This is a genomic window from Robiginitalea aestuariiviva, assembly GCF_029537735.1.
Taxonomy (GTDB): domain Bacteria; phylum Bacteroidota; class Bacteroidia; order Flavobacteriales; family Flavobacteriaceae; genus Robiginitalea; species Robiginitalea aestuariiviva.
Window position 1 is genome coordinate 273,808 of record NZ_JARPUQ010000003.1, and the last position, 21,080, is coordinate 294,887.

At 58.8% G+C, this 21,080-nt stretch carries 22 protein-coding genes and 1 pseudogene; 9 read left to right on the forward strand and 14 right to left on the reverse strand.

The genetic code is table 11. From position 1 onward, the window contains the following. Positions 1-13 precede the first annotated feature (13 nt). Positions 14-1,048 (forward strand): hypothetical protein, encoded by a 1,035-nt coding sequence (locus tag OZ410_RS13805; protein WP_277708604.1) that lies wholly within the window; start codon positions 14-16, stop codon positions 1,046-1,048. Positions 1,049-1,100: 52 nt separating this feature from the next. Beyond that, positions 1,101-1,733, forward strand: a complete 633-nt coding sequence (locus OZ410_RS13810) for an NUDIX domain-containing protein (protein ID WP_277708605.1) — start codon at positions 1,101-1,103, stop codon at positions 1,731-1,733. On the opposite strand, the gene OZ410_RS13815 is transcribed toward OZ410_RS13810, so the two are convergent. Further along, positions 1,708-3,000, reverse strand: a complete 1,293-nt coding sequence (locus OZ410_RS13815) for a D-alanyl-D-alanine carboxypeptidase (protein WP_277708606.1) — start codon at positions 2,998-3,000, stop codon at positions 1,708-1,710. The genes OZ410_RS13810 and OZ410_RS13815 overlap by 26 nt on opposite strands. A 119-nt stretch (positions 3,001-3,119) precedes the next feature. Here OZ410_RS13815 and OZ410_RS13820 point away from each other — a divergent pair, with 119 nt between their 5' ends. Then, on the forward strand, positions 3,120-3,317 hold the full coding sequence (locus tag OZ410_RS13820; RefSeq protein WP_277708607.1) for a hypothetical protein: 198 nt from the start codon (positions 3,120-3,122) through the stop codon (positions 3,315-3,317). A gap of 32 nt (positions 3,318-3,349) precedes the next feature. Here the strand turns inward: OZ410_RS13820 and OZ410_RS13825 are convergent, their stop codons facing one another. Continuing rightward, positions 3,350-4,306, reverse strand: a complete 957-nt coding sequence (locus tag OZ410_RS13825; RefSeq protein ID WP_277708608.1) for a hydrogen peroxide-inducible genes activator — start codon at positions 4,304-4,306, stop codon at positions 3,350-3,352. Positions 4,307-4,433: 127 nt separating this feature from the next. On the opposite strand from OZ410_RS13825, the pseudogene OZ410_RS13830 reads away from it, so the two are divergent. After that, positions 4,434-4,601 (forward strand): annotated as a pseudogene (locus OZ410_RS13830) (ferritin-like domain-containing protein); the annotation flags it as partial. An 89-nt stretch (positions 4,602-4,690) separates the two neighbouring features. On the opposite strand, the gene OZ410_RS13835 reads toward OZ410_RS13830, so the two are convergent. From OZ410_RS13835 to OZ410_RS13855, 5 genes are all read right to left on the reverse strand, one after another. After that, positions 4,691-5,140, reverse strand: a complete 450-nt coding sequence (locus OZ410_RS13835; RefSeq protein WP_277708609.1) for a hypothetical protein — start codon at positions 5,138-5,140, stop codon at positions 4,691-4,693. A 161-nt stretch (positions 5,141-5,301) separates the two neighbouring features. Beyond that, positions 5,302-5,721, reverse strand: coding sequence for a DUF2141 domain-containing protein (locus tag OZ410_RS13840; protein ID WP_277708610.1), 420 nt, complete (start codon positions 5,719-5,721; stop codon positions 5,302-5,304). A 102-nt stretch (positions 5,722-5,823) separates the two neighbouring features. Next, positions 5,824-6,309 carry a GNAT family N-acetyltransferase gene (locus tag OZ410_RS13845; RefSeq protein WP_277708611.1) on the reverse strand — a complete coding sequence of 162 codons (486 nt, stop codon included), beginning with the start codon at positions 6,307-6,309 and terminating at the stop codon, positions 5,824-5,826. A 3-nt stretch (positions 6,310-6,312) separates the two neighbouring features. Further along, a complete protein-coding gene (locus OZ410_RS13850; protein WP_277708612.1) occupies positions 6,313-6,687 on the reverse strand; it encodes a hypothetical protein in 375 nt (124 codons plus the stop codon). 41 nt (positions 6,688-6,728) lie between these two features. Continuing rightward, the gene (locus OZ410_RS13855; RefSeq protein WP_277708613.1) at positions 6,729-7,340 is read right to left on the reverse strand and encodes an FMN-binding negative transcriptional regulator; all 612 of its coding nucleotides are present in this window, start codon (positions 7,338-7,340) and stop codon (positions 6,729-6,731) included. A gap of 184 nt (positions 7,341-7,524) precedes the next feature. Here OZ410_RS13855 and OZ410_RS13860 point away from each other — a divergent pair, with 184 nt between their 5' ends. The 5 genes from OZ410_RS13860 (at position 7,525) to OZ410_RS13880 (ending at position 10,700) form a co-directional block, all read left to right on the forward strand. After that, positions 7,525-8,856, forward strand: coding sequence for a 2TM domain-containing protein (locus OZ410_RS13860; RefSeq protein ID WP_277708614.1), 1,332 nt, complete (start codon positions 7,525-7,527; stop codon positions 8,854-8,856). Between the two features lie 108 nt (positions 8,857-8,964). Next, entirely contained in the window at positions 8,965-9,246 is a 282-nt protein-coding gene (locus OZ410_RS13865; protein WP_277708615.1) for a 2TM domain-containing protein, read from the forward strand. Positions 9,247-9,257: 11 nt separating this feature from the next. Next, the gene (locus tag OZ410_RS13870) at positions 9,258-9,560 is read left to right on the forward strand and encodes a 2TM domain-containing protein (protein ID WP_277708616.1); all 303 of its coding nucleotides are present in this window, start codon (positions 9,258-9,260) and stop codon (positions 9,558-9,560) included. A 17-nt stretch (positions 9,561-9,577) separates the two neighbouring features. Beyond that, the gene (locus tag OZ410_RS13875) at positions 9,578-9,937 is read left to right on the forward strand and encodes a 2TM domain-containing protein (RefSeq protein ID WP_277708617.1); all 360 of its coding nucleotides are present in this window, start codon (positions 9,578-9,580) and stop codon (positions 9,935-9,937) included. Between the two features lie 7 nt (positions 9,938-9,944). Beyond that, positions 9,945-10,700, forward strand: a complete 756-nt coding sequence (locus OZ410_RS13880; protein ID WP_277708618.1) for a LytR/AlgR family response regulator transcription factor — start codon at positions 9,945-9,947, stop codon at positions 10,698-10,700. A 39-nt stretch (positions 10,701-10,739) separates the two neighbouring features. Here OZ410_RS13880 and OZ410_RS13885 read toward each other — a convergent pair whose 3' ends face one another. The 7 genes from OZ410_RS13885 to OZ410_RS13915 all read right to left on the reverse strand — a co-directional run bounded on the left by OZ410_RS13885 (position 10,740) and on the right by OZ410_RS13915 (position 20,995). Beyond that, on the reverse strand, positions 10,740-11,945 hold the full coding sequence (locus tag OZ410_RS13885; protein ID WP_277708619.1) for an LETM1-related biofilm-associated protein: 1,206 nt from the start codon (positions 11,943-11,945) through the stop codon (positions 10,740-10,742). A 484-nt stretch (positions 11,946-12,429) separates the two neighbouring features. Beyond that, positions 12,430-13,029, reverse strand: coding sequence for a superoxide dismutase family protein (locus tag OZ410_RS13890; protein ID WP_277708620.1), 600 nt, complete (start codon positions 13,027-13,029; stop codon positions 12,430-12,432). 52 nt (positions 13,030-13,081) lie between these two features. Then, entirely contained in the window at positions 13,082-14,314 is a 1,233-nt protein-coding gene (locus tag OZ410_RS13895) for a bifunctional alpha/beta hydrolase/OsmC family protein (RefSeq protein WP_277708621.1), read from the reverse strand. Continuing rightward, on the reverse strand, positions 14,311-15,018 hold the full coding sequence (locus OZ410_RS13900; RefSeq protein WP_277708622.1) for a DUF2490 domain-containing protein: 708 nt from the start codon (positions 15,016-15,018) through the stop codon (positions 14,311-14,313). The genes OZ410_RS13895 and OZ410_RS13900 overlap by 4 nt, the downstream gene beginning before the upstream one ends. Then, positions 15,015-15,728, reverse strand: coding sequence for a DUF2490 domain-containing protein (locus tag OZ410_RS13905; RefSeq protein WP_277708623.1), 714 nt, complete (start codon positions 15,726-15,728; stop codon positions 15,015-15,017). Before OZ410_RS13905 ends, OZ410_RS13900 begins: the two co-directional genes overlap by 4 nt. 73 nt (positions 15,729-15,801) lie before the next feature. Next, the gene (locus tag OZ410_RS13910) at positions 15,802-17,757 is read right to left on the reverse strand and encodes a S9 family peptidase (RefSeq protein ID WP_277708624.1); all 1,956 of its coding nucleotides are present in this window, start codon (positions 17,755-17,757) and stop codon (positions 15,802-15,804) included. A gap of 31 nt (positions 17,758-17,788) precedes the next feature. Continuing rightward, positions 17,789-20,995, reverse strand: coding sequence for a WD40/YVTN/BNR-like repeat-containing protein (locus OZ410_RS13915; protein WP_277708625.1), 3,207 nt, complete (start codon positions 20,993-20,995; stop codon positions 17,789-17,791). Positions 20,996-21,080: the final 85 nt, after the last annotated feature.

Below are 21,080 nucleotides of genomic sequence, written 5' to 3' on the forward strand. Positions count from 1 at the left end.
GTAAGTCATTCCCATGCAGTTGCGGCGCCTTTTCCTGGTCTTTTTTGGCCTCCTGACCCTGTTTACCCGGGCCCAGCATCCCTTGTCCTCACAGGATCAGGAATTTTGGGAACGGGAAGCGGCTCTCCTGGAATTCAGTGCAAACATCCGGACCCTGAAATCGGAGACCGGGGATACCACAGCCATTTCCATACCGCTGCGTATGGGGGAAGGCGGACATTTGGAGGCCTTTACGGCCCGGGTTCGGGTACGCGGGCAGTCCCGGCTCCAAACCTGTTATTACCCGCCCCTGACGCTGCGTTTTGCAGCTGCGGCCCGCCAAAACCCCGTCCTGGCAGGGCAGCGGGAACTCAAGCTGGTCTGGCCCTGCCAGGCCAGCCGTGAGGCCGAGGACCTGGTGCTGAAGGAATGGCTGGCCTACCGCATGTATGCGGCCATAAGCCCCTATCATTACAAGACCCGGCCGGTACGCGTTGTGTTTACCGAGCACAGGGGCCGCCGACGGCTGGAGCGCGATTTACAGGGATTCCTGCTGGAAGACCACGGGGCCCTGGCCCGGCGCCTGGAGGGGCAGCGGGTCCGCCGGGAAATGCCCGCCGGGATGCAGGATCCCTATTACAGCGCCCTGAACAACCTGTTCCAGTTCCTGATCGGCCATACGGATTTCTCCCTGCGGCTGCAGCACAACCAGCGCTTGTATTTTCTTGGCGGGCGCTACCTCAGCATTCCGTATGATTTTGACCTCTCGGGCTGGGTGAATGCCCCCTATGCCACCGTTTCCAATACGCAGCACCTGAAGGGTTCTGTCGGGGTGGTAACCGAACGCATCTATAAGGGCTTCCGCCGCAACCCGGAGGTGCTCCAGCAGGCACGGGAACAGGTGCTGGGGGCACGGGATACCTGTTTCCGGATCCTGAAGGCGGCCCAACCGGAATTCCGGGACCCGGAGGCCTATGCCCGGGCGCGGGCCTATCTGGAGGAGGGCTTTAACCTGTTGGCATCCGACCGGAGTTTCCAGCGCAGGATCCTGAACCACCTCAGGGACTAAAAGGGCCCAGCCGGGAATTCCCGACCTTTGTTATACCTGATATTCTATACCTATGTCTTCACACCTTCCAACCCATGGCAGCCTTCGCAACGTGGCCCGGGAAGTCCTCTCGGACGCCTGGTATACCCTATACCGCTACACCTTCGATTATTTCCGGTCCGACGGCCGCTGGGATACCCAGCAGCGGGAAGTCTACGACCGCGGGAACGGGGCCGTGGTGTTGCTATACGACCCCGGGCGGGAAAAGGTGCTGCTTACCCGGCAGTTCCGCATGCCCACCTATGTGAACGGGAATGCAGACGGGATGCTTACCGAGGCCTGTGCCGGCCTGTTGGACGAGGCGGACCCGGAGGGTTGCATCCAAAAGGAAATCCTGGAGGAAACCGGGTACCGGGTCCCCAGGGTAAGGCGGGTGCTGGAGGCCTACAGTTCCCCTGGGGCCGTTACCGAAAAGCTGTATTATTTCCTGGCGGAATATGCCCCGGAGATGAAAGCCGGGGCAGGCGGGGGCCTCGATAGTGAATCCGAAGATATCGAGGTGCTGGAGGTTTCCTATGCCGAAGTGCTGCAGGCCCTGGCCCAGGGACGCATCCGGGACGCCAAGACCGTGCTGCTGTTGCAGTACGCAGCCCTGTATGGCCCGCTGCGGGAGGCCTTCCTCAATAGTGCTCCCGCACCCAGGTAAGCAGGGCTTCCATCCGCGCTTTCACGGCTGTGCCGCTATCCAGGTAATGGTTGTTCATAAAGGCAAACACCACCCATTTGCCTGAGCGCGTGCGCAGGTAGCCACTCAGGTTGTGGTTGTTGCTCAGGCTTCCCGTTTTCCCAAAAAGGTAGGGCCCCTCCGGGCTGCGGTACCAGTCCTTCAGGGTGCCGTTGGCCCCGCCCTGGGCCAGCAGGGGCAACAGGCGCTCCGGTGGGATTTCCCGATGGAGTTTGCGCAGCAGGTGCACCACACTGCCCGGGCAGATCAGGTTATAGCGACTTAGCCCGGACCCGTCTACCCATTTGGGGCGTTGGGGCAGGTCGGCCAGGTAGGTGTCCAGCACGTAATCCCGGGCCCGCCCAAAACCCAGGGTATCCCCCAGGGTGGCCGAGACCATCAGCATCAGCTGCTCGGCCAGGAAATTATCGCTGGTTTGCATCATCCGCCGGTAGACGCTGTCTGCCTGCGGGCCGTCCAGGACCTTGAGGTTGCCCCCCGGCCGGGCCGGGTAGGGGAGAACGGGTTTGCCCAGGGCCTGGGACCAAAGCTGCCGCTCCCGCTGCGGGTCCGTCACCAGGGGTACTTCCAGGGTGTCTCCGGGTTGGGGGTCCAGGAAAAAGCGATTGTGCTCCGGCGTTCGGGCATACCTGCCGGCTTCGGGAAATATGCTGTCCCGGAAGGCCATGGGCCATACCCGGAGGGAATCATCCCCGCGAATCACGCGCAGCAGATTCCCGTAGGCCGGGAAGGCCGAACGGGTAGGGGTATAGTACTGGTCAAAATCGTCCCAGGACCATCCCGGGCCCCAGGCCGGGTCTTCCAGATGGGTATTTACCAGGGCTACCCGCGGGAACCCCTGCATGAAATGGAAGGCCGTACTGTCCGCCAAATCCGGGTGCAGAGCGGCGGGGTTGGCGGTACCCCAGGCCACCAGGGTATCTCCTGCCATGGTATAGGCCAGGGCCGGAAGGCGTTCGGGCAGGGTTTTCAGGGCGGCGTAGAGCGTCAATAACTTTACGTTGCTGGCCGGGGTAAAGGGCTTAAGGGGGTTATGGGCATAGAGGGTATCGCCGGCCTGCAGATCCAACAGTAACAGGCCTGTTAATTGGGCCTGGAAGGCAGGGCCCTGCAGGGTGCGGCTCGCATGGCGGTGTACCTGGCGGGCCGGGCTGCAACCCGAGGTAAATGACAAAATCAGGGCAGCGGCTGCAACCCCTTTTATTACGGCGTTTAAGGGCGTTTTCAACAGGAATTTAAAGGTGTGTTGGGATGAAATTATTCAATTTTTAACGAATCCCGCATACGATTTAAGCGCAATTTTTGGTTATTTTGTCTGTACAACAACTCACCAAAACATTCTGATTTATGGCTGGATCTATGCTGGAGTACACCAAAACGGTACTCCAAAAGGTCAGTTTCGATGCCCGGTTGTTTGGCAGGGAACTCAAAAAAGCAATGCAGCACCTGCTTCCCAATGAAATTGAGGAACTCAAACAGTGGCTGCTACAGTTCACCACAGACAAGCCGGAGTTACAACCTGCATTAATCTATCTGCCTGCGTAAGGCATAACGCCCCGCCCTCCGGCGGGGCTTTTTTATGCCTTCCCGCCCCGGCCTTTGGCTTTGGGGCTGATGATCTGTACGTCCTGAAAGGCGATGGCCCCGCGTACCACGGATGCGATAACCTCCCTCAGGGCTTCGGTAATCTGGAATTTCAATTCTTTTTTGTGGTAGATCAGGCTCACTTCCCGGGCTGGGGCCGGGTCCTGGAAAAAGCGCAGGTTTTGCTGGCGGGCCTCGTCCAGCCCCAGGGTATGCAGGTAGGGTAGCAGGGTCATGCCCAGGCCTTCGTCTACCAGGTTCACCAGGGTCTCAAAACTGCCGCTGTCCAGTTGGAAGGGTTCATCTGCCGCCCGGTTGGTGGCCTTGCAGAGGTTAATGACGCCGTCCCGGAAGCAGTGTCCGTCCTGCAGCAGCAGCATGTCTTCCAGGTCCAGGTGTTCCCGCCCGATTTTCCCGGAACCGGAAAGGCGGTGCCCCGGGGGCACATAGGCCACAAAAGGTTCGTAATACAACGGGCGCTCCACCAGGTTCGGGATTTCCAGGGGCGTGGCCGCAATCCCGGCATCCAGGTGGCCTTCCCGCAGCTCTTCAATCATCTGTTCCGTACTGACCTCCCGGATAATCAGGCGCACCTTGGGGTATTTCTGGGTAAAGGATTTCAGGAACATGGGCAACAGGGTGGGCATAACCGTGGGAATGACCCCCAGGGCGTAGGAGCCCCCCACATAACCTTTTTCCTGGTCTACAATGTCTCGGATACGTGCGGCCTCCTGCACTATGTTGCGGGCCTGGTCCACAATTTTCTGGCCGGCTTCCGTGATGGCGATGGGTTTTTTGCCCCGGTCAAAGATGAGCAGGCCCAGTTCGTCTTCCAGCTTTTGTACCTGCATGCTTAAGGTGGGCTGGGTGACAAAACTCTTTTCTGCGGCCAGGGTAAAATTCCGGTGTTCGGCTACGGCCAGTACGTACTGGAGTTGGGTAATGGTCATGGCGGAAAGGCGTGGTTGGTATGGGTTATAAGTCCCATAAAGGTATAAAAAATACCTATTGTAACTGCTTATTGTAATCAGGTATTCTGATTAAATACAGATCAGGTTTTTAAATCAACATGACTAGCGCCTGATCGCGGATTCCCTGACGGAATTGCTCCTTATTGCGCGGGAAATTCTGGACGCCTCGGACCGTTCCGGGGACGAAGGCACCAATGCCATGATGAGCGACTTTATCACCGAACAGGAAAAAACGGTATGGATGATGAAAGCCTGGCTGGCCGAACAGGTATAATGGGCCAACTGTGACATAATATGCCATTGAGCCAAAAAAAAGCGCTACCAGAACTTCTGGTAGCGCTTGATAGGAAAGAGATTGCCGTCTTAGTTTCCTTCACTTAGGGAAAAGCTGCCATCTCCGTTAAAATTGGTAACAATTATGGTAACCGTCCAAAGTCCGGCACTTCCCGCGGCGGTTACCCCGCCAATGGTGTCCTCCTGATTCGATCCGAGAATGGTGCGATCCAGAACTACCATACCCTGGGAATCTTCAACAATCATCTGGAAACTTCCAGACGCAGTAGATGTAATATCTGCATTGAAGTCTGCAGTGGACAAATTGTTGTTCCAGACGAAGCTCCGGGTTGCTGTCCCCCCGTTGCCTGTAAAACTCGCGTTGATATCCCCATTAAAATCGGAGACATCTTCCATGAGGAGGGTTCCGTTAACGGTTACGCGGGCATAGGCCTCTTCGTCATTGCTGCATGAGAGAAATAGCAGTAAGGCTGGCAGCAGCAATAAAAGTTTGGGAAATTTTGTGTATACTGTTTTCATCAGTAATGTTTTTAATGACATTTAGATCTGTGTTCATAACGATTATACCCTCTTATTATTGCCATTTAATCCACGGGTTCAAACCTTTTAAATATTACTGTTTTAGCACATACATCAAATAAGATACTTGGTTTGGATGATGTTTTAGGGTTCATTGGAACTTAGAACCGAATGCTGAGGCTGACGTCTTCCGTGCCCACTTCAAAGGCAGAGGCCTGGAAGTTGGGCGGCCCCATTTGCAGGGTCTCGCCGCTCAGGCCGTAGGGTTCCTGCGGCATGCCGCTGGTGTCAAAATCCATCCGGCCGTTCGCATTGAGGTCGTGCAGCACCGAGATGGCGTAAGTGCCCGGGGCTACATCTTCGAAGGTAATGGTGAGCGGGCCTTTTTGGGCCTGGCTACTGTACCCGGCCAGCCCGGCTCCCTTCATAAAGGTATGTTGCTGGTGCAGGGCGGCCAGGACATTTCCCTGGTCGTTCAGGACATTTTCCACAGTTACCGTTAGGGTAACCCCCGGGGTTTGCTGGGCAAAGGTCCCCAGGGCGGTCAAAAGGGCAAAGGCGGTAAGTAATACAGTTTTCATTACAGCACGTTTTTTGAAGGTTATGCCCCAAAACTCCGAAACGTACTTGTCCCTGGCAATTGCGATTGACCGAAATGTCGGATGGGCGCCCCGAACCGTAGCTTAGGGGGCGAGCTGGACCTCCATCTGTATGTTGCATCGCGAATAGGGCGAATGCCGCCCCTGAAAGGCCTTGAACCCCAGCTTGTGGTAGAGGCGGATGGCGGGCTCCAGCACCGTATTGCTCTCCAGGTAAACCCGGCGTGCCCCCAGTTGGCGCGCCCCTTCCAGGACGGCGCGGCCCAGGGCATAGCCAATGCCCAGCCCCTGGTAGGCGGGGTCTACGCCCATCTTGGTAAGTTCAAAGGTGGCGGGCGCCTCGTGGTCCGGCATCAGGGCGCATACCCCCACCGGGGTTTCCCCCACCAGGGCCACCCAGATGGCACCCCCGGGATCCAAAATGTAGGTTGCCGGGTGTTCCAGCACCTGGTGGTCTATGGGCTCCATGGTAAAATACTGGTCTATCCAGGCCTTGTTCAGGTCGTGGAAGGCCTGCCGGTAACGGGGGGCGTAGGGTACAATGCGCACCTCCTGCTGTACAGGGTCCATGGGTCAGGGGGTGGCCGGGGTATCCTTTTTACCGAGGATTTCCACAATCCAGTAGATAAACTGCCCGATGCCATTGGCGAAGATGAACAGCAGGATCCAGACCAGCAGCAGGTTGTTCTGCTGCAGGTTGGGGTTTTTTACGGCGTGTACGATATAGAAGATCAGGCTGCCCAGGCACAGGGCCACCATCAGCAGGACCAGCACGAGAAACCCCGAAAGCACGCTAAAGGTGGTCATGGGCAGGCCGCCCCCGTGCTCCATCTCGTCCATATGGCCGATCATGGAGAAAATAAATATAAAGTACCCGCCAAAAAGCAGGATGATCGCGATAAAGGGGGCCAGGGCAAAGAATGCCTGCCAGAACTTGCTTTGTAACATGGCTGGGTTTTTCCTTAAAGATAGGCCAAACCGGGGAATCCTCAAAGGGATTCCGGTCCCTGCATGGCATCGGCCACAGCCCCGGAGGCCCCGCCCCGGCGCTGCAGTTCCGAGACAATGCGCGGGTGGTCCTGTTCCCTGCCCTGGGAGAGTTTAAAAGCGGCCTCCAGGCGGGTGGCCGTAATGGTAAAGCCCACAATGCCCCGCACCTGGCGCAGCGTGGCTTCGGAGAGGTCCTGCAGGCGTACCGGGGCCTCGGAATCGGCCTCATACCGGTCTACCAGCCGGTGCAGGGAGGCCCAGAGTTCCGCCTCGGTCTGCTGGCGGTAGGTGCCCGTCAGGTGTACGGCCATGTAATTCCAGGTAGGCACCTCTTCCTGCTGGTACCAGGAAGAAGAGACATAGGCATGGGGCCCGTTAAAAATACAGAGTACCTGCTGCCCGTCTGCGATGTGCTGCCACTGGGGGTTGGCCCGGGCAAAATGCCCGCAGAGCACGAGCTGGCCGTTCCCGGCTTCTTCCAGTTCCAGGGGCAGGTGGGTGGCCATGGGTGTCTCGGCACCCCCACTGACCAGGATGCCAAAGGCGTGTTCCCGGATAAAGCGGCGGATGGCCTCCGGGTCTTCATTGCGGTATTTGGGCGGGATGTACATGGGTTAAAGGTAGGAAATCGGGCGGGATGCCCACCTACGGTTCAGCCCCGGAATCCGACGGTTGGGTAGGCCGGATTGGGCGGAAGCCCCGAAAGGCCCCACCTTTGTTTCCAGAGATCCCGCAAGGCCGCCATAGAATTGTTACTTTAGGGACGGCTGCGGGCTGCAGCAAAAACCGGCATACATGAAAACCCTCTGGAGAGAACTCGGACGCGCCACCCTGGTAGGGATAGCCCTCTATGCCGTGTTCCTGCTCATTTACTTCTGGAACGGCACCCAGATCCGCTTTAACCTGGAAATGGGATCGGATTTTGCCGAACACATGATCTTCAGCTGGGTGATCTATATGGCCAATTACTGGGTATTCAGCCGGGCCCTGCAGCGGTTTGGCCCCAGGGTCTTCCGCCTGCGCAACCTGGCCCTTAGCCTGGGGGCCCATGCCCTGGTGACCGCCCTGGCCATCTTTGTAGCCCGCCTGTTGGTGGCCCTGGCCTTCTGGCGCATTCCCATGGAGGAATACCTGCAGATGCAGCAGCCGGGCTATTACACCACCAGCGTGCTGATCGCCCTTGTAGTGGCCGGCGTTTTTTATGCCTTGTACTACTACAAACAGCGGCAGGAAGGCCGGGTAAAGGAGCAGAAGATCATTGCCCGCACGGCCTCTGCCCAGTTCGACGCCCTGAAGAACCAGCTGGACCCCCATTTCCTGTTCAACAGCCTGAATGTGCTCACCAGCCTGATCGACGAAGACCCGGAGGCGGCCCAGCGCTTTACCACCTCCCTTTCCAAGGTGTACCGCTATGTGCTGGAACAGAAGAATAAGGAACTGGTGCCCGTAGATGAGGAATTTGCTTTTGCCCGCACCTATGTGCGCCTGCTGAAAATGCGCTTCGAGGACAGCATCGTTTTCGACATTCCCGAGGCGGCGCAGCAGCCCGAGGCCCGCATTGTGCCCCTCTCCCTGCAACTCCTGCTGGAAAACGCCGTAAAGCACAATGTGGTAACCGCTACCCGCCCGCTGCGGATTACCGTGCGGGAGGAAGACGGCTACCTGGTGGTGAGCAACAACCTGCAGGAAAAGCAGGTGGTGAAAAAATCCAGCGGGGTGGGGTTGCAGAACATCCGCCAGCGCTATGCCCTGCTTACGGACCGGCAGGTGCGCATTTCCAAAGACGGAGGCGCCTTTCGCGTGGCCCTGCCCATGCTTACCCGTCAGGTAGGCACCGTGCAGCCCAGCGCCGATTTCCTGCGCGACAAGCGCTTCCAGAAGGCTCGGGAGAAGGTAGAGGCCATCAAGAAATTCTACGGCAACCTGGCCTCCTATTGCGTGGTTATCCCCTTTCTGGCCTGGCTGAACTGGCGCACCACGGACTTCCCCTGGGTGGTTTTTCCCGCCCTGGGCTGGGGGTTTGGCCTGCTGATGCACGGCATGGAAGCCTATGGGTACAACCCGCTTTGGGGGAAACGATGGGAAGAGCGCAAGATCCGCGAACTGATGGAACGGGACGATTTTTAAGGGCGTCCCCGGTTCGGGAGGGCTTTTCGACAGTTCGGTCGGAAATCCTTTTAAAGCCCCTGCCGCGGTTGCACCTTTGCCTTAGAAACCATCAAAAAACGCAACATCATGGAAAACCGAATCGAATCCGACCGCTACCTGAGGGCCCGCCGCCGGGTAGACTGCATCAAGGGCTTTTACCACAACCTGCTGGCCTACCTGATCGTAATCCCCTTCCTGGCCTGGTTGAACTGGCGCACCACCCACTTTCCCTGGGTGATCTTCCCCGCCCTGGGCTGGGGGATGGGCCTGGCCATGCACGGGCTGCGGGCCTTTGGCTACAACCTGTTCCTGGGCCCGGACTGGGAAAACCGGAAAATCCGCGAATTCATGTCTAAAGACGATTTTTAATCACCCATACCATGGAAGAAGACCTCAATCGGGAAAACAAGTACATCCGTGCCCGCCAGCGGGTGGAAGAACTCAAGAAGTTTTACGGGAATCTGACGGCCTACGTCTTTGTGATCGGCATGCTGGCCCTGATCAACTACTTCACCTTCTGGGAGTATAAGTGGTTTCTCTGGGCCGCCCTGGGCTGGGGCATTGGCCTGTTGTTCCACGCCCTGAAGACCTTCCGCTGGAACCCTTTCTTTAACCGGGACTGGGAAGAGCGCAAGATCAGGGAGTTTATGGAAGAGGACGAGAAAACCGGCCGCTGGGAATAACCTTCAAATACCGCCTTATGGAACCTTACGAAAACGAGGAGTACACCTCCGGCTCCGGGGAGCAATCCCGGGAATTCTACAAATTGCAGCGCGCCCGCAAACGGGTACAGCAGATCAAGGGCTTTTATGTGCACCTTTCGGTCTACCTGGTCATTAACCTGTTTATTGCCGGCTCCATCCTGATCCAGTCCAACTGGCACGTGCAGGGGGCAGGGCTTTGGGGGGTGTTGTCCACCCCGGTGTTCTGGGGGATTGGCCTGGCCTTCCACGCCATCAATGTCTTTGGATTAAATGGTATCTTGGGCCGGGAGTGGGAAGCCCGCCAAATCCGCAAATACATGGAGGAAGACCAGCGGGAAGCCGAGAAATTCAAATAGGCCGGACATGGAAGTACTGATTATCGAGGACGAGAAGCCCGCCGCCCGCCGCCTGGCCCGCATGCTGGAAGGGGAGGGGGTACAGGTGGCCCATACCCTGCATTCCGTGGAAGAAGCCATCGGGTGGTTCGGGCAGCACCCCGCCCCCGAACTTATCTTTCTGGATATCCAGCTCTCGGACGGGCTCTCCTTTGAGATCTTCGATGCGGTAACCGTAAAATCCCCCATCATCTTTACCACCGCTTACGACGAGTACGCCCTGCAGGCGTTTAAGCTGAACAGCGTGGATTACCTGCTCAAGCCCATAGACCCGGACGAGCTGCGGGCCGCCCTGGCCCAGTACCGGGACCGCATGCCGGAGGCCGGGCCGGTCACGGTAGATTTTGAAGACATCCGCAAGCTGCTGACCAACCCCTTGGAGCGGGATTACAAGAAGCGCTTTACCGCCCGGGTGGGGCAACATCTGAAGATCCTCCACTCGGACGAAATCGAGTGTTTCTACAGTGAGAACAAGGGCACCTATGCGGCCACCTCCGAGGGGCGCACCTACCTGCTGGACACTACCCTGGAGCAGCTGGAAAACGAACTTTCGCCCGAGACGTTTTTCCGCGTCAGCCGGAAATTCTTCGTCCACATCGACCACATCAAAGACATTGTAGCCTACTCCAATTCCCGCCTGAAAATCCTGCTGGGCCGCTACCGGGAGCAGGAAATCATCGTGGCCCGCGAACGGGTCCGGGATTTTAAGCTTTGGTTGGAATAACCGGATTTACACCTCTGGAAAAGAGGTATCAAGCCTGTATTATAGATTTTCCTTATACCCGGTATTTTCCTCCGGGTCTACCCGGTTTTCGTCAAAGGAAGAGGGCAGCAGCTTCGGGATAAGGGAAATAAAGATAGGGAGTAGCAACGCCCCGCCGGGCAGCAGGAAGATGGCCAGGGAAGGGATGCTTTTAAAAAGGTCCAGCAGCTGCTCCTGCATCTTCTTGCGTTCCTCCCCGGAGAGTTCCTTTACCGTAGATTTAGACAGCAGGTATACCAGTTCTCGGCTTTGGGAAAGTTCGCTTTGCAGGCGGCGGGAATTGCGCCGGATCAGCTTGCCCACCACCTTAGACATATTGTCGTAGTAATTCTCTTTATTAAAGACCGAGAGCTGGTCTGCATAATGGGCAAAGAATTCCGTAACCGCATTCAGGGCTTCGCGAATGGCCCTGCCATCCAGGCCCAGTTCCCGCCCCAGGGTCAGGACAAATTCGGACTCCAGATATTCCAGGCTGTTGTCTTCCCACACGGTCAGGCAGGCCACATCCATCAGGTAGGCGGCCATGGCGGTACCCCGGTAGCCCTCGAGCATGCCCCGGTAGCTCAGGTCCAGGGGATGGGGCGGGTGCTCCATATAGGTCAGGGAAGCCTGGAAGAGGTCCCGCAGCCGTTCGTCCGAGGGTTTCTTCCGCTTGGCGGAAAGCGCCTGGTTTGCAATGTTTACGGCCACGAATTCCAGGTTGCGCGCAAAGGTGCGGGGGTCCGTGTCCTGCTCCAAATAGTGCTTGTAGGTAAGCACGTCAATCTGCAACAGGGAGTTGGTGATCATGCTGTTGAAGGTCTTGGACAGCACGTTCCCCCCCAGGTAGATGCGGGAATCCAGCAGCTTTTCCAGCTGGGAAGAGGTCTTGCGCCCGCTCAGAATCTTTTGCAGGAAGGTGATGCGGCCCACCCCCAGGGCCTTGTAATAGCTGAAGACGGACTCCAGGAAGGCGTCAAACCCCGCCCCGGGCCGCTGCAGGCGGTGGGTGGCAAACAGGCCAAACAGTAGGTTGATTTTGGCGCGTTCGTCCTGGGTAAGCTCGTGGGTGGGTCTGATGAAGTCGGGGATGCAGACATTCATGCCGTAGGCAAAGCCCAGGCGGCGCAACTGGTCGTACAGGTGGGTAAAATCCGGGTAGGCGGCCGCCTCTTTGGCGGCCAGATGGCCAAATTTTTCTATCCAACCCGATGCTGAGGGGTTCACGACTTCCCGGTTTAGGCCGCCAAATTAGGGTTTATTTCCCACCGCCGGAAACCCGGGGCCGGGATTTCGACGGGCCGCCATTTACCTTAACATTGCCTTAACATCGGGTGCAAATTTGGCCCAAAAGGTGTCATACAACCCCTGAATAGTGCCATTCATCGGCATTTTCGCGCAAAACTGTGAATTTACATCAGGTAATTCACCGGTTTTTTCATACATTTGATCGAACCCAATTCACTCCGGGGGGCGTAATCTCCCCGAAATAAGAACCTACTAAACTATATGTTATGGAAATCATTCTCTTTTCCGCATGGCTTCTGGTAATGTCTGCTTTAAGCTTTCGGGTCTATATCGCCCACCAGTCCCTGCGCAAGTTTCAAAAGAACATGGACGCCCAGATCTGAGGCGTACCCCCTAACCCTAAACAAACCAAAAGGCCGGGAAATTCCCGGCCTTTTTTGTGGCTTGTATTCAGGAACAGGGATTACTCGATAATCCCGGTGCAGCTAATGCGCGCCCCGGCAGCCCCGCTGGGCTGGGAGGTATAGTCGTCTGTACCCTGGTGCACGATAACGGCCTTACCCATGAGGTCCTTGTTGGAGTCTCCGCAGCCCAGGCACCACTGGTCGGTCTCAAAGTGGACCATGCCGTTGCCGTTTTCATCTGCGGTAAAGTTCCCGATATCCCCTTTGTGGTACCCGGTGTCATCACCCCATTTGCCGTGGGGCTCCCCGGTGGGGTTCCAGTGCCCGCCCGTGGAGGTGCCGTCCGCGGCAGAGCAGTCTGCCGTCTGGTGGATGTGGATGGCGTGTTCCCCAGGAGTGAGACCGGAAAACATGGCGTGCATCATCACGCTCCCGTCTTTCTCGGTAAAGGTCACCTCCCCGGATACCCCGCTGTCGCTCTTGGGCTCCATGGTAAAGGTGACGGTTTTCTCGGTCACCATTTCCTTGGCTTCGTCCATAACTTCCTCGGTGGCTTCTTCCATGCTGTCCATGGCGTCGTCTGCCTCCTTTTTGGCCTGCTTGCAGCTGGTTGCGGCCACCAGGGCCAGGGCCAGCAGGCTTATGCTTACTTTTTTCATGTGATCGTGTTTTTGGGTTTAGCCCTAAAATTACACAATTTGAAGGGGGATATCAACCCCCATTCTCTCCGGGCCCTTCCAGGCTGGAAAGCACCTGGGTAGGGCTGGTCAGGGTGCGGTGTACCGGGCACTTTTCGGCAATTTCCAGCAGGCGCTGCCGCTGGGATGCGTCCAGGTTCCCCGTCAGGCGCAGGCTGCGCCGGAAGGTGTCTATTTTGGCATCCTCCTGCTGGCAGTCCCGGGAATCTTCCGCATGGTCCTTGCTGTATGAGGTGTGTACTTCTACGTTTTGCAGGTCCCACCCCTTGCGGCGCGCATAGAGCTGCAGGGTCATGGCCGTGCAGGCAGACAACCCGGCCGATACCAGTTGGTAGGGAGAAGGCCCAAAATCGTCCCCCCCGAAAGATTCGGGTTCGTCTGCCGTCATCTGGTGGCGGCCCACCCGCATTTCGGTGGTAAAACCCGCATGGGCATCCAGGCTGGCCACCACATGGTGGCGGGCTTCCGGGTCCGTACCCACCGGGGGCGGCAGGTAGCGGGAGGCCCACCCGGCAATGACGCGACCGGCATAAGCCGCGTCTTCGGCCCGGCTCAGCAGGTGGTCGGCCCCGTCCAGGCTGATAAAGCTTTTGGGGTGGCGGGCTGCTTTGTACAGGCGCTCGGCCTGCAGGGGTTCCACGGTGGTGTCCTGGGGGGAGTGCAAAAATAGCAGGGCCTTCTCCAGGTTGCCCAGGCGCTGTTCCAGGGGATGTTGCTCCAGGTCTTCCAGGAAATGCCGGCGGATGCGGAACGGCCGCCCGCCAATCTGTACCTCGGCGCTCCCTTCTTCCTCGATCACTTCCTTTTTATCCCGGAACAAATGGGTGACGTGGGCCGGGGCCGCCGGGGCGCCAACCGTGGCCACCGCCTTTACCGAGGGCAGGCTAAAGGCCGCCGAAAGTACGGCCGTACCGCCCAGGGAATGGCCCACCAGCAGGGCCGGGGCCTGGTATTCCCGCTCCAGGAAGGCCGCGGCGGCCAGCAGGTCTTCCACATTCCCGCTGAAATTGGTGGCTGCAAAATCCCCCTCGCTGCTGCCCAGGCCGGTAAAATCGAAGCGCAGCACCCCAAAGCCTTCCCGGCTCAGGGCGCGGGTCACCTCCCGGGCCGCCTTCAGATCTTTGGAGCAGGTAAAGCAATGGGCAAACACGGCATAGTGGTGAGGGTGGCGGTCCGGCGGGAGTTCCAGCCGACCGGATAATTCATGGCCTTCGGCCGAGGTAAAAGTGATCTTTTCCGTGGTCATGGTTGCAGGATTTTTGGGCGCAGGTCCGGGTTAAACAACAGGATGAATTTCAGGCGCTGGTCCTGGCCATTGGGGCTGAAAAAGCGCACATACCCCGCCTGCAAACGTACCTGTGGGTTCAGGCGCACCCCCAGGCTGGCCCCCAGGCGGTAGTTCCAGATGCCCCCCTGGTGGGGCGTCAGCAGGGCCTCGGCATCGGCATTGGCATAGAGGCGGCGCGTCAGGGGTCGGCTGGCCAGGGCCCGATAGCGCAGGCGGTGGCGGGTAAAGCGTTCGCCTTCGTCGTTAAAGAAGCGCTGTTCTATGCGCAGGCGGTGGGAAAACCGAAAGCTGCCCAGGGGGCTGCGCCAGACAAATTGTTCCATGATGCGGTGCTCCTGCAGGTGGTCCGAACGGTTTCCCCGGGGCAGGGCATCCTCAAAGGTTGGGTCTGAGTACATATAGCTGTATACCAGGGACCCCACCAGCCCGTTGGCCAGGCGGTAGTTCACCCCCGGGCGCACAATAAACCGGTTAAACCCCTGCAGGGTGCCGTGAAAGTGCAGGTGGGTCTCGTGGTGGATGGACAGGCGCTCGGACAGGCCATAATCCGCAAAATAGATGTACCAGGCCCCGATGCCCCGGGGTTCTTCCTGGGCATGGGCGCCGGCGGTCCCCAGCCAGACCAGTGTCAGGGCCAGCAAGGCCCGCAGGGGCTGCTTCAAGGGGCGGCAGGGCGTTTGCGCAGGTCCGGGTTAAAGAAAACCCCCAGCTGCAGGCGGTTGTAGTCCCGCCCGGTAAAACTGTTTTTCAGGAAGCCGGCCTGCAGGCTTACCGCAGGCGACAGGCGCGCCCCCAGGGCCAGATACAGGCGGTTCTGCCCGAAAAGGGGCTCCTGCAGGTTTATAAAAACTTCGTCGTAGAAGTTGATAAAAAAGGTATCGCCCAGGGGGTGGGTCAGCTGCAGGCGGTAGCGCGCCCGGTGCTGGGTCTCCGTGGGTCCGTCAAAATCCAGGAAGCGCTGCTCCAGGCGGTAGCGGTGCTCAAAGGCCAGGCGACCTACCTTATTTTTCAGGATAAACTGCTGGAAAATGCGGTGTTCCAGGATACGGTCCGGCAGGGCATCCCCATCCTCAAAGGTGGGATCGGTCCAGATGTAGCCGTACCCCAGGGTAACGATAGCCTGGTCTGTTAAATGGTAATTGGCCCCTGTGCGCAGTAGCAACTGGTTAAAGTTGCTGGAGGCATCGTAAAACCGGAACTGGGCCTCGGTGTGGATGCTCCATTTCTCGGCCACGCGGTTGGTGCCGAAATACATATACCAGGCGCCCAGCTGGTCTTCTCCCGTGTTTTGGGCCCACAGGCCCTGGCCGGCGCATACAAACAACAACAGGCCGAAAAGGCGGCCTGCTGTATTACTTTTAATCCATGGCATGAAAGTCATGTTCAGGGTTGGTCCTTACTTTTGGGGCAGGGCGGGGCTGGTGCCCCGCCCGTTCCCATCCTAATTACTCCTGCTCCGCCCCCCCGGATTCCATTTCGGGCTGCTCCATGGCATTGTCCCGGATGGGGGTGGCGGGCTCGCCCTTCAGGTAGGTGTCCAGGAAATTGAGCACCTGCCCGTAGGCTTCTATCTGGTTTTCTTTTTTCACAAAGCCGTGGCCCTCGTCCTCAAAGAGCACGTATTCCACGGGCACGCCGTTGGCGCGCACCCCGGCCACAATCTCATCGGATTCCACCTGCAGCACCCGGGGGTCCTGGGAGCCCTGCAGCACAATAAGCGGCTTGGTTACCTGGTCCGTGTGGAAGAGGGGGGAAATGGCTTTCAGGCGCACGGAATCCGCGCTGTAGGGGTCGCCCATTTCGTCGTAGAGGGCATCCTTGAAGGAGGCCCACCAGGGCGGGATGGAACGCAGGGTACGGATCCAGTTGGTCACCCCAAAGAGGTTAACCCCCACGTCAAATTCCTCCGGGGCAAAGGTAAGGGCGGCCATGGTCATATAGCCCCCGTAGGAGCCGCCCAAAATGCCGATCTTCTCCCCGTCAATATCGGGTTGCTGGGCCAGCCAGTCCTTCCCGGCAATGCAGTCCTTCAGGTCCTTGTCTCCGTGGTTCTGGTTGTCCATCTGGTAAAAGGTCTTCCCGTAGCCGGAGCTGCCGCGGTTGTTAACCGCCAGCACGGCGTAGCCGTGGTTCACCAGGTACTGCAAGAAGGGGTTGAAATTCTGGCGGGACTGCCCCCCGGGGCCCCCGTGTACCCATACCAGGGCCGGTACGGGGTGGTCTGCGCTGGCCTGGTGGGGCCGGTAGTAGATGGCCGGGATCTCCAGGCCGTCAAAGGAGGGGAAGCGCACCACGCTGGCGCGTACCAGGTGCTCCGGGGTGATTTCCGGGTTCAGCACGTCCGAGAGCTGGTTCATCTCCCCGCTTTCCAGGTCGTATACATAGAGGTTGGAGGGGGTGTGGGAGCCCCCGGCAAAGAAGCGCATCATGGCCTCGTCTGCCGCAAAGCCCACGGAGGTCACGTCCATGCCGTCCAGGGCGGGCATGGCTACCGGCTTGCCGGTGGCCACCTCGGTTACCTCAATGGCGTTCTTGGCGTCCTGGTTTACGTACGTTACCTGGTAGGTGCCTTTTTCCGTGAAGTAGGAACCGGAAATGTCCCAGTCCCGTTCCATCACCTTTTCGCGGGTGCCGTCTGCAGGGTTGTACCGCATCAGGTAGGCAAATTCCCCCCCGGCGTCGGTGGTGTAATAGAACCAGCCGTCCGGGCCCATGTCCTGGGCGCTGTTGGCGCTCTGGGTTTCATTGATCTGCACCAGGCTGCCGTCCGCTATTTTATAGAGGAACAGGTCCGCATCGTTGGTGTTCAAAGAGCGGGACAGGGCTATATAGGCCTTGTCATCCGAGATCATCTCCACGCTGTACCCCTCGTCGTTCTGGTACACCAGCTCCGGGGTAAAGGTCTCCAGGTCCATCTGGTAGAGGTCCGTGAAGCGGTTGTCGCGGGCATTGCTGCCGTAAAAGAACGACTGCTTGTCCTCCGCCCAGCCGTAAAACAGGGCGCGGGCCCCGGCATCCGGGGTCAGGTCGCGGTGGGTGCCGTCTTCCTCCATCAGGTAGATGTGCCAGATCTCATCCCCGTTGTTGTCCATGCGGAACAGTTTGCGGGTGTCTTCCGGGAAGAAGGAGATGGCAAAGGCCGAAGAGCTGTCCGAAGCCGTTACCGGCCGCCAGGTAGCGTCTGCCGTACTTACGGTATACACGTTGTAGATACCGGAGCGGTTGCTGTGGACCAGCAGCTCGCTGTGGTCCGGGGAGAAGCTGCCGCCCCCCACGGCCTCGTTGTCCATCATCTGGGCGATGGTGTAGGACTCCAGGGTTTCGGCCACCGAAGGCGCCTGGGGTTCCTGCTTGCAGGAAACCGCCAGGGCCAGGGCCAGTACAATTGCGATGCGTTTCATATCGATGGTTTAAGGTTGTCTTATCAGACGCCTATTCCATGGAAAAGGTTTCCGTCTCCTTAAAGGGAGACATGTCCAGCCCTTCCATGGTGCTGCGGTACTCCGCCCAGGCCTCTGCAAAGAAGGCGTTGGTGGCGGAGAGGGCTTTTTCCAGATCGGCCTGGGCAAAGGCCATCAGGCGGCGCTCCGTTTCGGTCAGGCCCGCAGGGCGGCTGGTGGCATAACCGGCGGCGTTGCGCAGGCGGGTCATCACCGTCATCTCCGGGTTGCGGGTAATGCCCTGCCGCTTGTCTTCCTTGCCAATGTAAAGGGCCATCAGGCTGTCTACCTGTTTTACGATCTCCCTGGATGCCTTCTGGGCGTCCTTAAAGCCGTCCTTATCCTTTTCCTTCATGGTCTTCTGCAGGTCCTCAGCAATCTTCTTGCTCTCGGCCAGCTGGCGTACGGCATCGGCGGCGGTCTGCTGCCAACCCTCCAACTGTTTGGCGGCGGCGTAGGCCTCGTCTATAGCCTTGCGGGGTACCTCCAGGCGGGGATCCGATTCTACCGTAACCATGGTGGAATCCTTAGCTTCCCCAAATTGGGCCACCACCTTATAGGTGCCCGGCTTCACGGCCGGCCCGCCCGGTTCCCGGTTGCGCTTGCGCAGGGTGCGGGAGGGGAAGTCTGCCCCGGACTCGTCCAGGCCCCAGTAAATGCGGTGCAGCCCGGCGGAATCCGGGGTTTTGTACTTCAGGGTGCGGATCAGGCGGTCGCCGTCGTAGAAGGTAAAGATCACCGAATCTTTGGTGGCTTTCTTTTCGGCAGCTTCGCCTTCTGCTTCGTCCTCGCTTTTATCCTCCTTTTTGGCTTTGGGCATTTCTTTGCTGCCCTGCTTCAGGAAGTAGGTAATCATGGCCCCGCCCCGGCGGTTCTCGGCATTGTAGAGGGCGTCGCCCCCAAAGCGGCTGCCCGTGGGCTGCTGGTAGGCAGCGTGGTAGGCCGTGGGGGAGGGGAAAAGGGCCAGGTCTTTATTCAGTACGGCCGGGTCTTTGGCAATGGCCCGCAGCGGGCGGATGTCGTCCAGCACCCAGGCCGAACGCCCGAAGGTGCCGATGACCAAATCCTGCTCCCGGGGGTGGATCACCAGGTCTTTGGTCGATACGGTCGGATAGCCGTGCTGCCATTTGGTCCAGCTGGCCCCGGCGTCCATGCTCATGTACAGGCCGTCGTCCGTACCCAGGAACATGAGTTTGGGGTTCTCCGGGTCTTCCAGGATGGAGAGGGCGTAAGAGGCCACATCGTTCCCGTCCACAATACGCTGCCAGGTTTTCCCGTAATCGCGGGTGCGGTAGGCGTATGGGGTATAGTTAAAGCGGCGGTAGTCGTTGGCCACCAGCAAGGCTTCGCCCGGGGTATTGGCCGAGGCGCGGATCTGCGGGATCCAGCTCCCCTTGGGCAGGCCTTTGAGGTTGGCGCTAACGTCTGTCCAGGTTTGCCCGCCGTTGCGGGTAATGTGCACCCGGCCGTCGTCCGTGCCCACCCAGAGCATGTCCCGCTCTACGGGCGAGGGCTCAATGACCAAAATGGTGCAGTGGTTCTCCGCCCCGGTGGCGTCCATGGTAAGGCCCCCGCTCTCGCTTTGTTTTTGTTTTTCCGGATCGTTGGTGGTCAGGTCCGGGGAGATCACCTCCCAGGTCAGGCCCTTGTCCGTGCTCTTGTGCACAAACTGGGAACCAAAGTATACGGTGTTGTTGTTAAAGGGGTCCTGCCCAATGCCGGCGTTCCAGTTAAAGCGCAGCTCGGTGGAATCGTCCGGGGGGGTGGGGCGTACGGTATAGTCGTTCCCGGTCATCCAGTCGTAGCGGCGCACAAAGCCCTGCTGGCTCATGGCATAACCGTAGCGGGAATTGTCCAGGTCCGGCACCACGTCAAACCCGTCTCCAAAGGCGATTTCCTGCCAGTAACTGTTGCGGATGCCCTGGGCGCGCCATACATAGCCCGGCCCCCGCCAGGAACCGTTGTCCTGCATGCCCCCGTACACGTTGTAGGGGTATTCCTGGTCTACGGCAATGTGGTAGAACTGGGCCACGGGCAGGTTGCCCACAAAACGCCAGGTCCTGCCCCCGTCGCGGGTCAGGTTCAGGCCGCCGTCGTTCCCGTCCATCATAAACTGCCCGTTGGTGGGGTGGATCCACCAGGCGTGGTGGTCCGGGTGTACCCCGTTGTCTACCCCGTAGGCGGGCATGAGTTCGGTGAAGTTTTTCCCGCCGTCTTCCGACACGTTTACATAGGTAAAGACGGAATACACTCGGTTCTCGTTTTCCGGGTCTACATGAATGTCGGAATAGTAGAAGGGGCGGTTGCCAATGTCGTTCTTGTTGTTGATCATCTTCCAGCTAAAGCCCCCGTCCGTAGATTTGTAGAGGGCGTTTTTCTTGGCCTCCACCAGGGCGTAGATAACGTCCGGTTTGCCCGGGGCAATGGCCAGGCCAATACGGCCCAGATCGCCTTTGGGCAGGCCGTCTTTTTCGGAGAGCTGCTTCCAGGTCTCCCCCCCGTCGTGGGTCATAAACAGCCCGCTGCCGGGCCCGCCGGATTCAAAGAACCAGGGCCAGCGGCGGTGTTCCCACATGCCCACCAGCAGTTTGTTGGGGTTGGTGGGGTCCATAACCATGTCTGCCACCCCGGTCTTGTTGTTTACAAAGAGGATCTTTTTCCAGGTCTTGCCCCCGTCTGTGGTCTTGAAGACGCCCCGCTCCGGGTGTTCGCCCCAGGGCGAGCCAATGGCGCCCACGTATACGGTGTTGGGGTCGGTGGGGTCAATAATAATCCGGTGGATGTGGCGGGTCTGCTCCAGGCCCATGCGCTGCCAGGATTTACCCCCGTCCAGGGTGCGGTATACGCCATACCCCCCGTTCAGGGAGTTGCGGGGGTTCCCCTCGCCGGTGCCCACCCAGACCACGCTGGGGTTGGACTGCTGTATGGCCACAGCCCCGATGCTGGCGGTTACTTCCTCGTCAAAGACGGGCTCCCATTTAATGCCCCCGGAGGAGGATTTCCACAGCCCGCCGGAGGCGGTGCCCACGTACATGACGTCGGGGTTCTCGGTTACCACATCAATGGCGGTAACCCGCCCGCTCATACCGCCGGGCCCGATGTTGCGCGGTTTTACGTCCCGCGCCAGTTTCATGTCAAAATTTTGTCCAAAGGCCGGAGCCACTGCCAGCAGCAGCAGGCTGAGTAAAAGTTGTCTCATTTCAGGTGTCGTTAGTTAGCCGCCTAAAGGTAAGAAAAAGGGGGAGGGGGGTAGTCTTAAAGAAGTGTTAAGGGGGAAGGGTCGG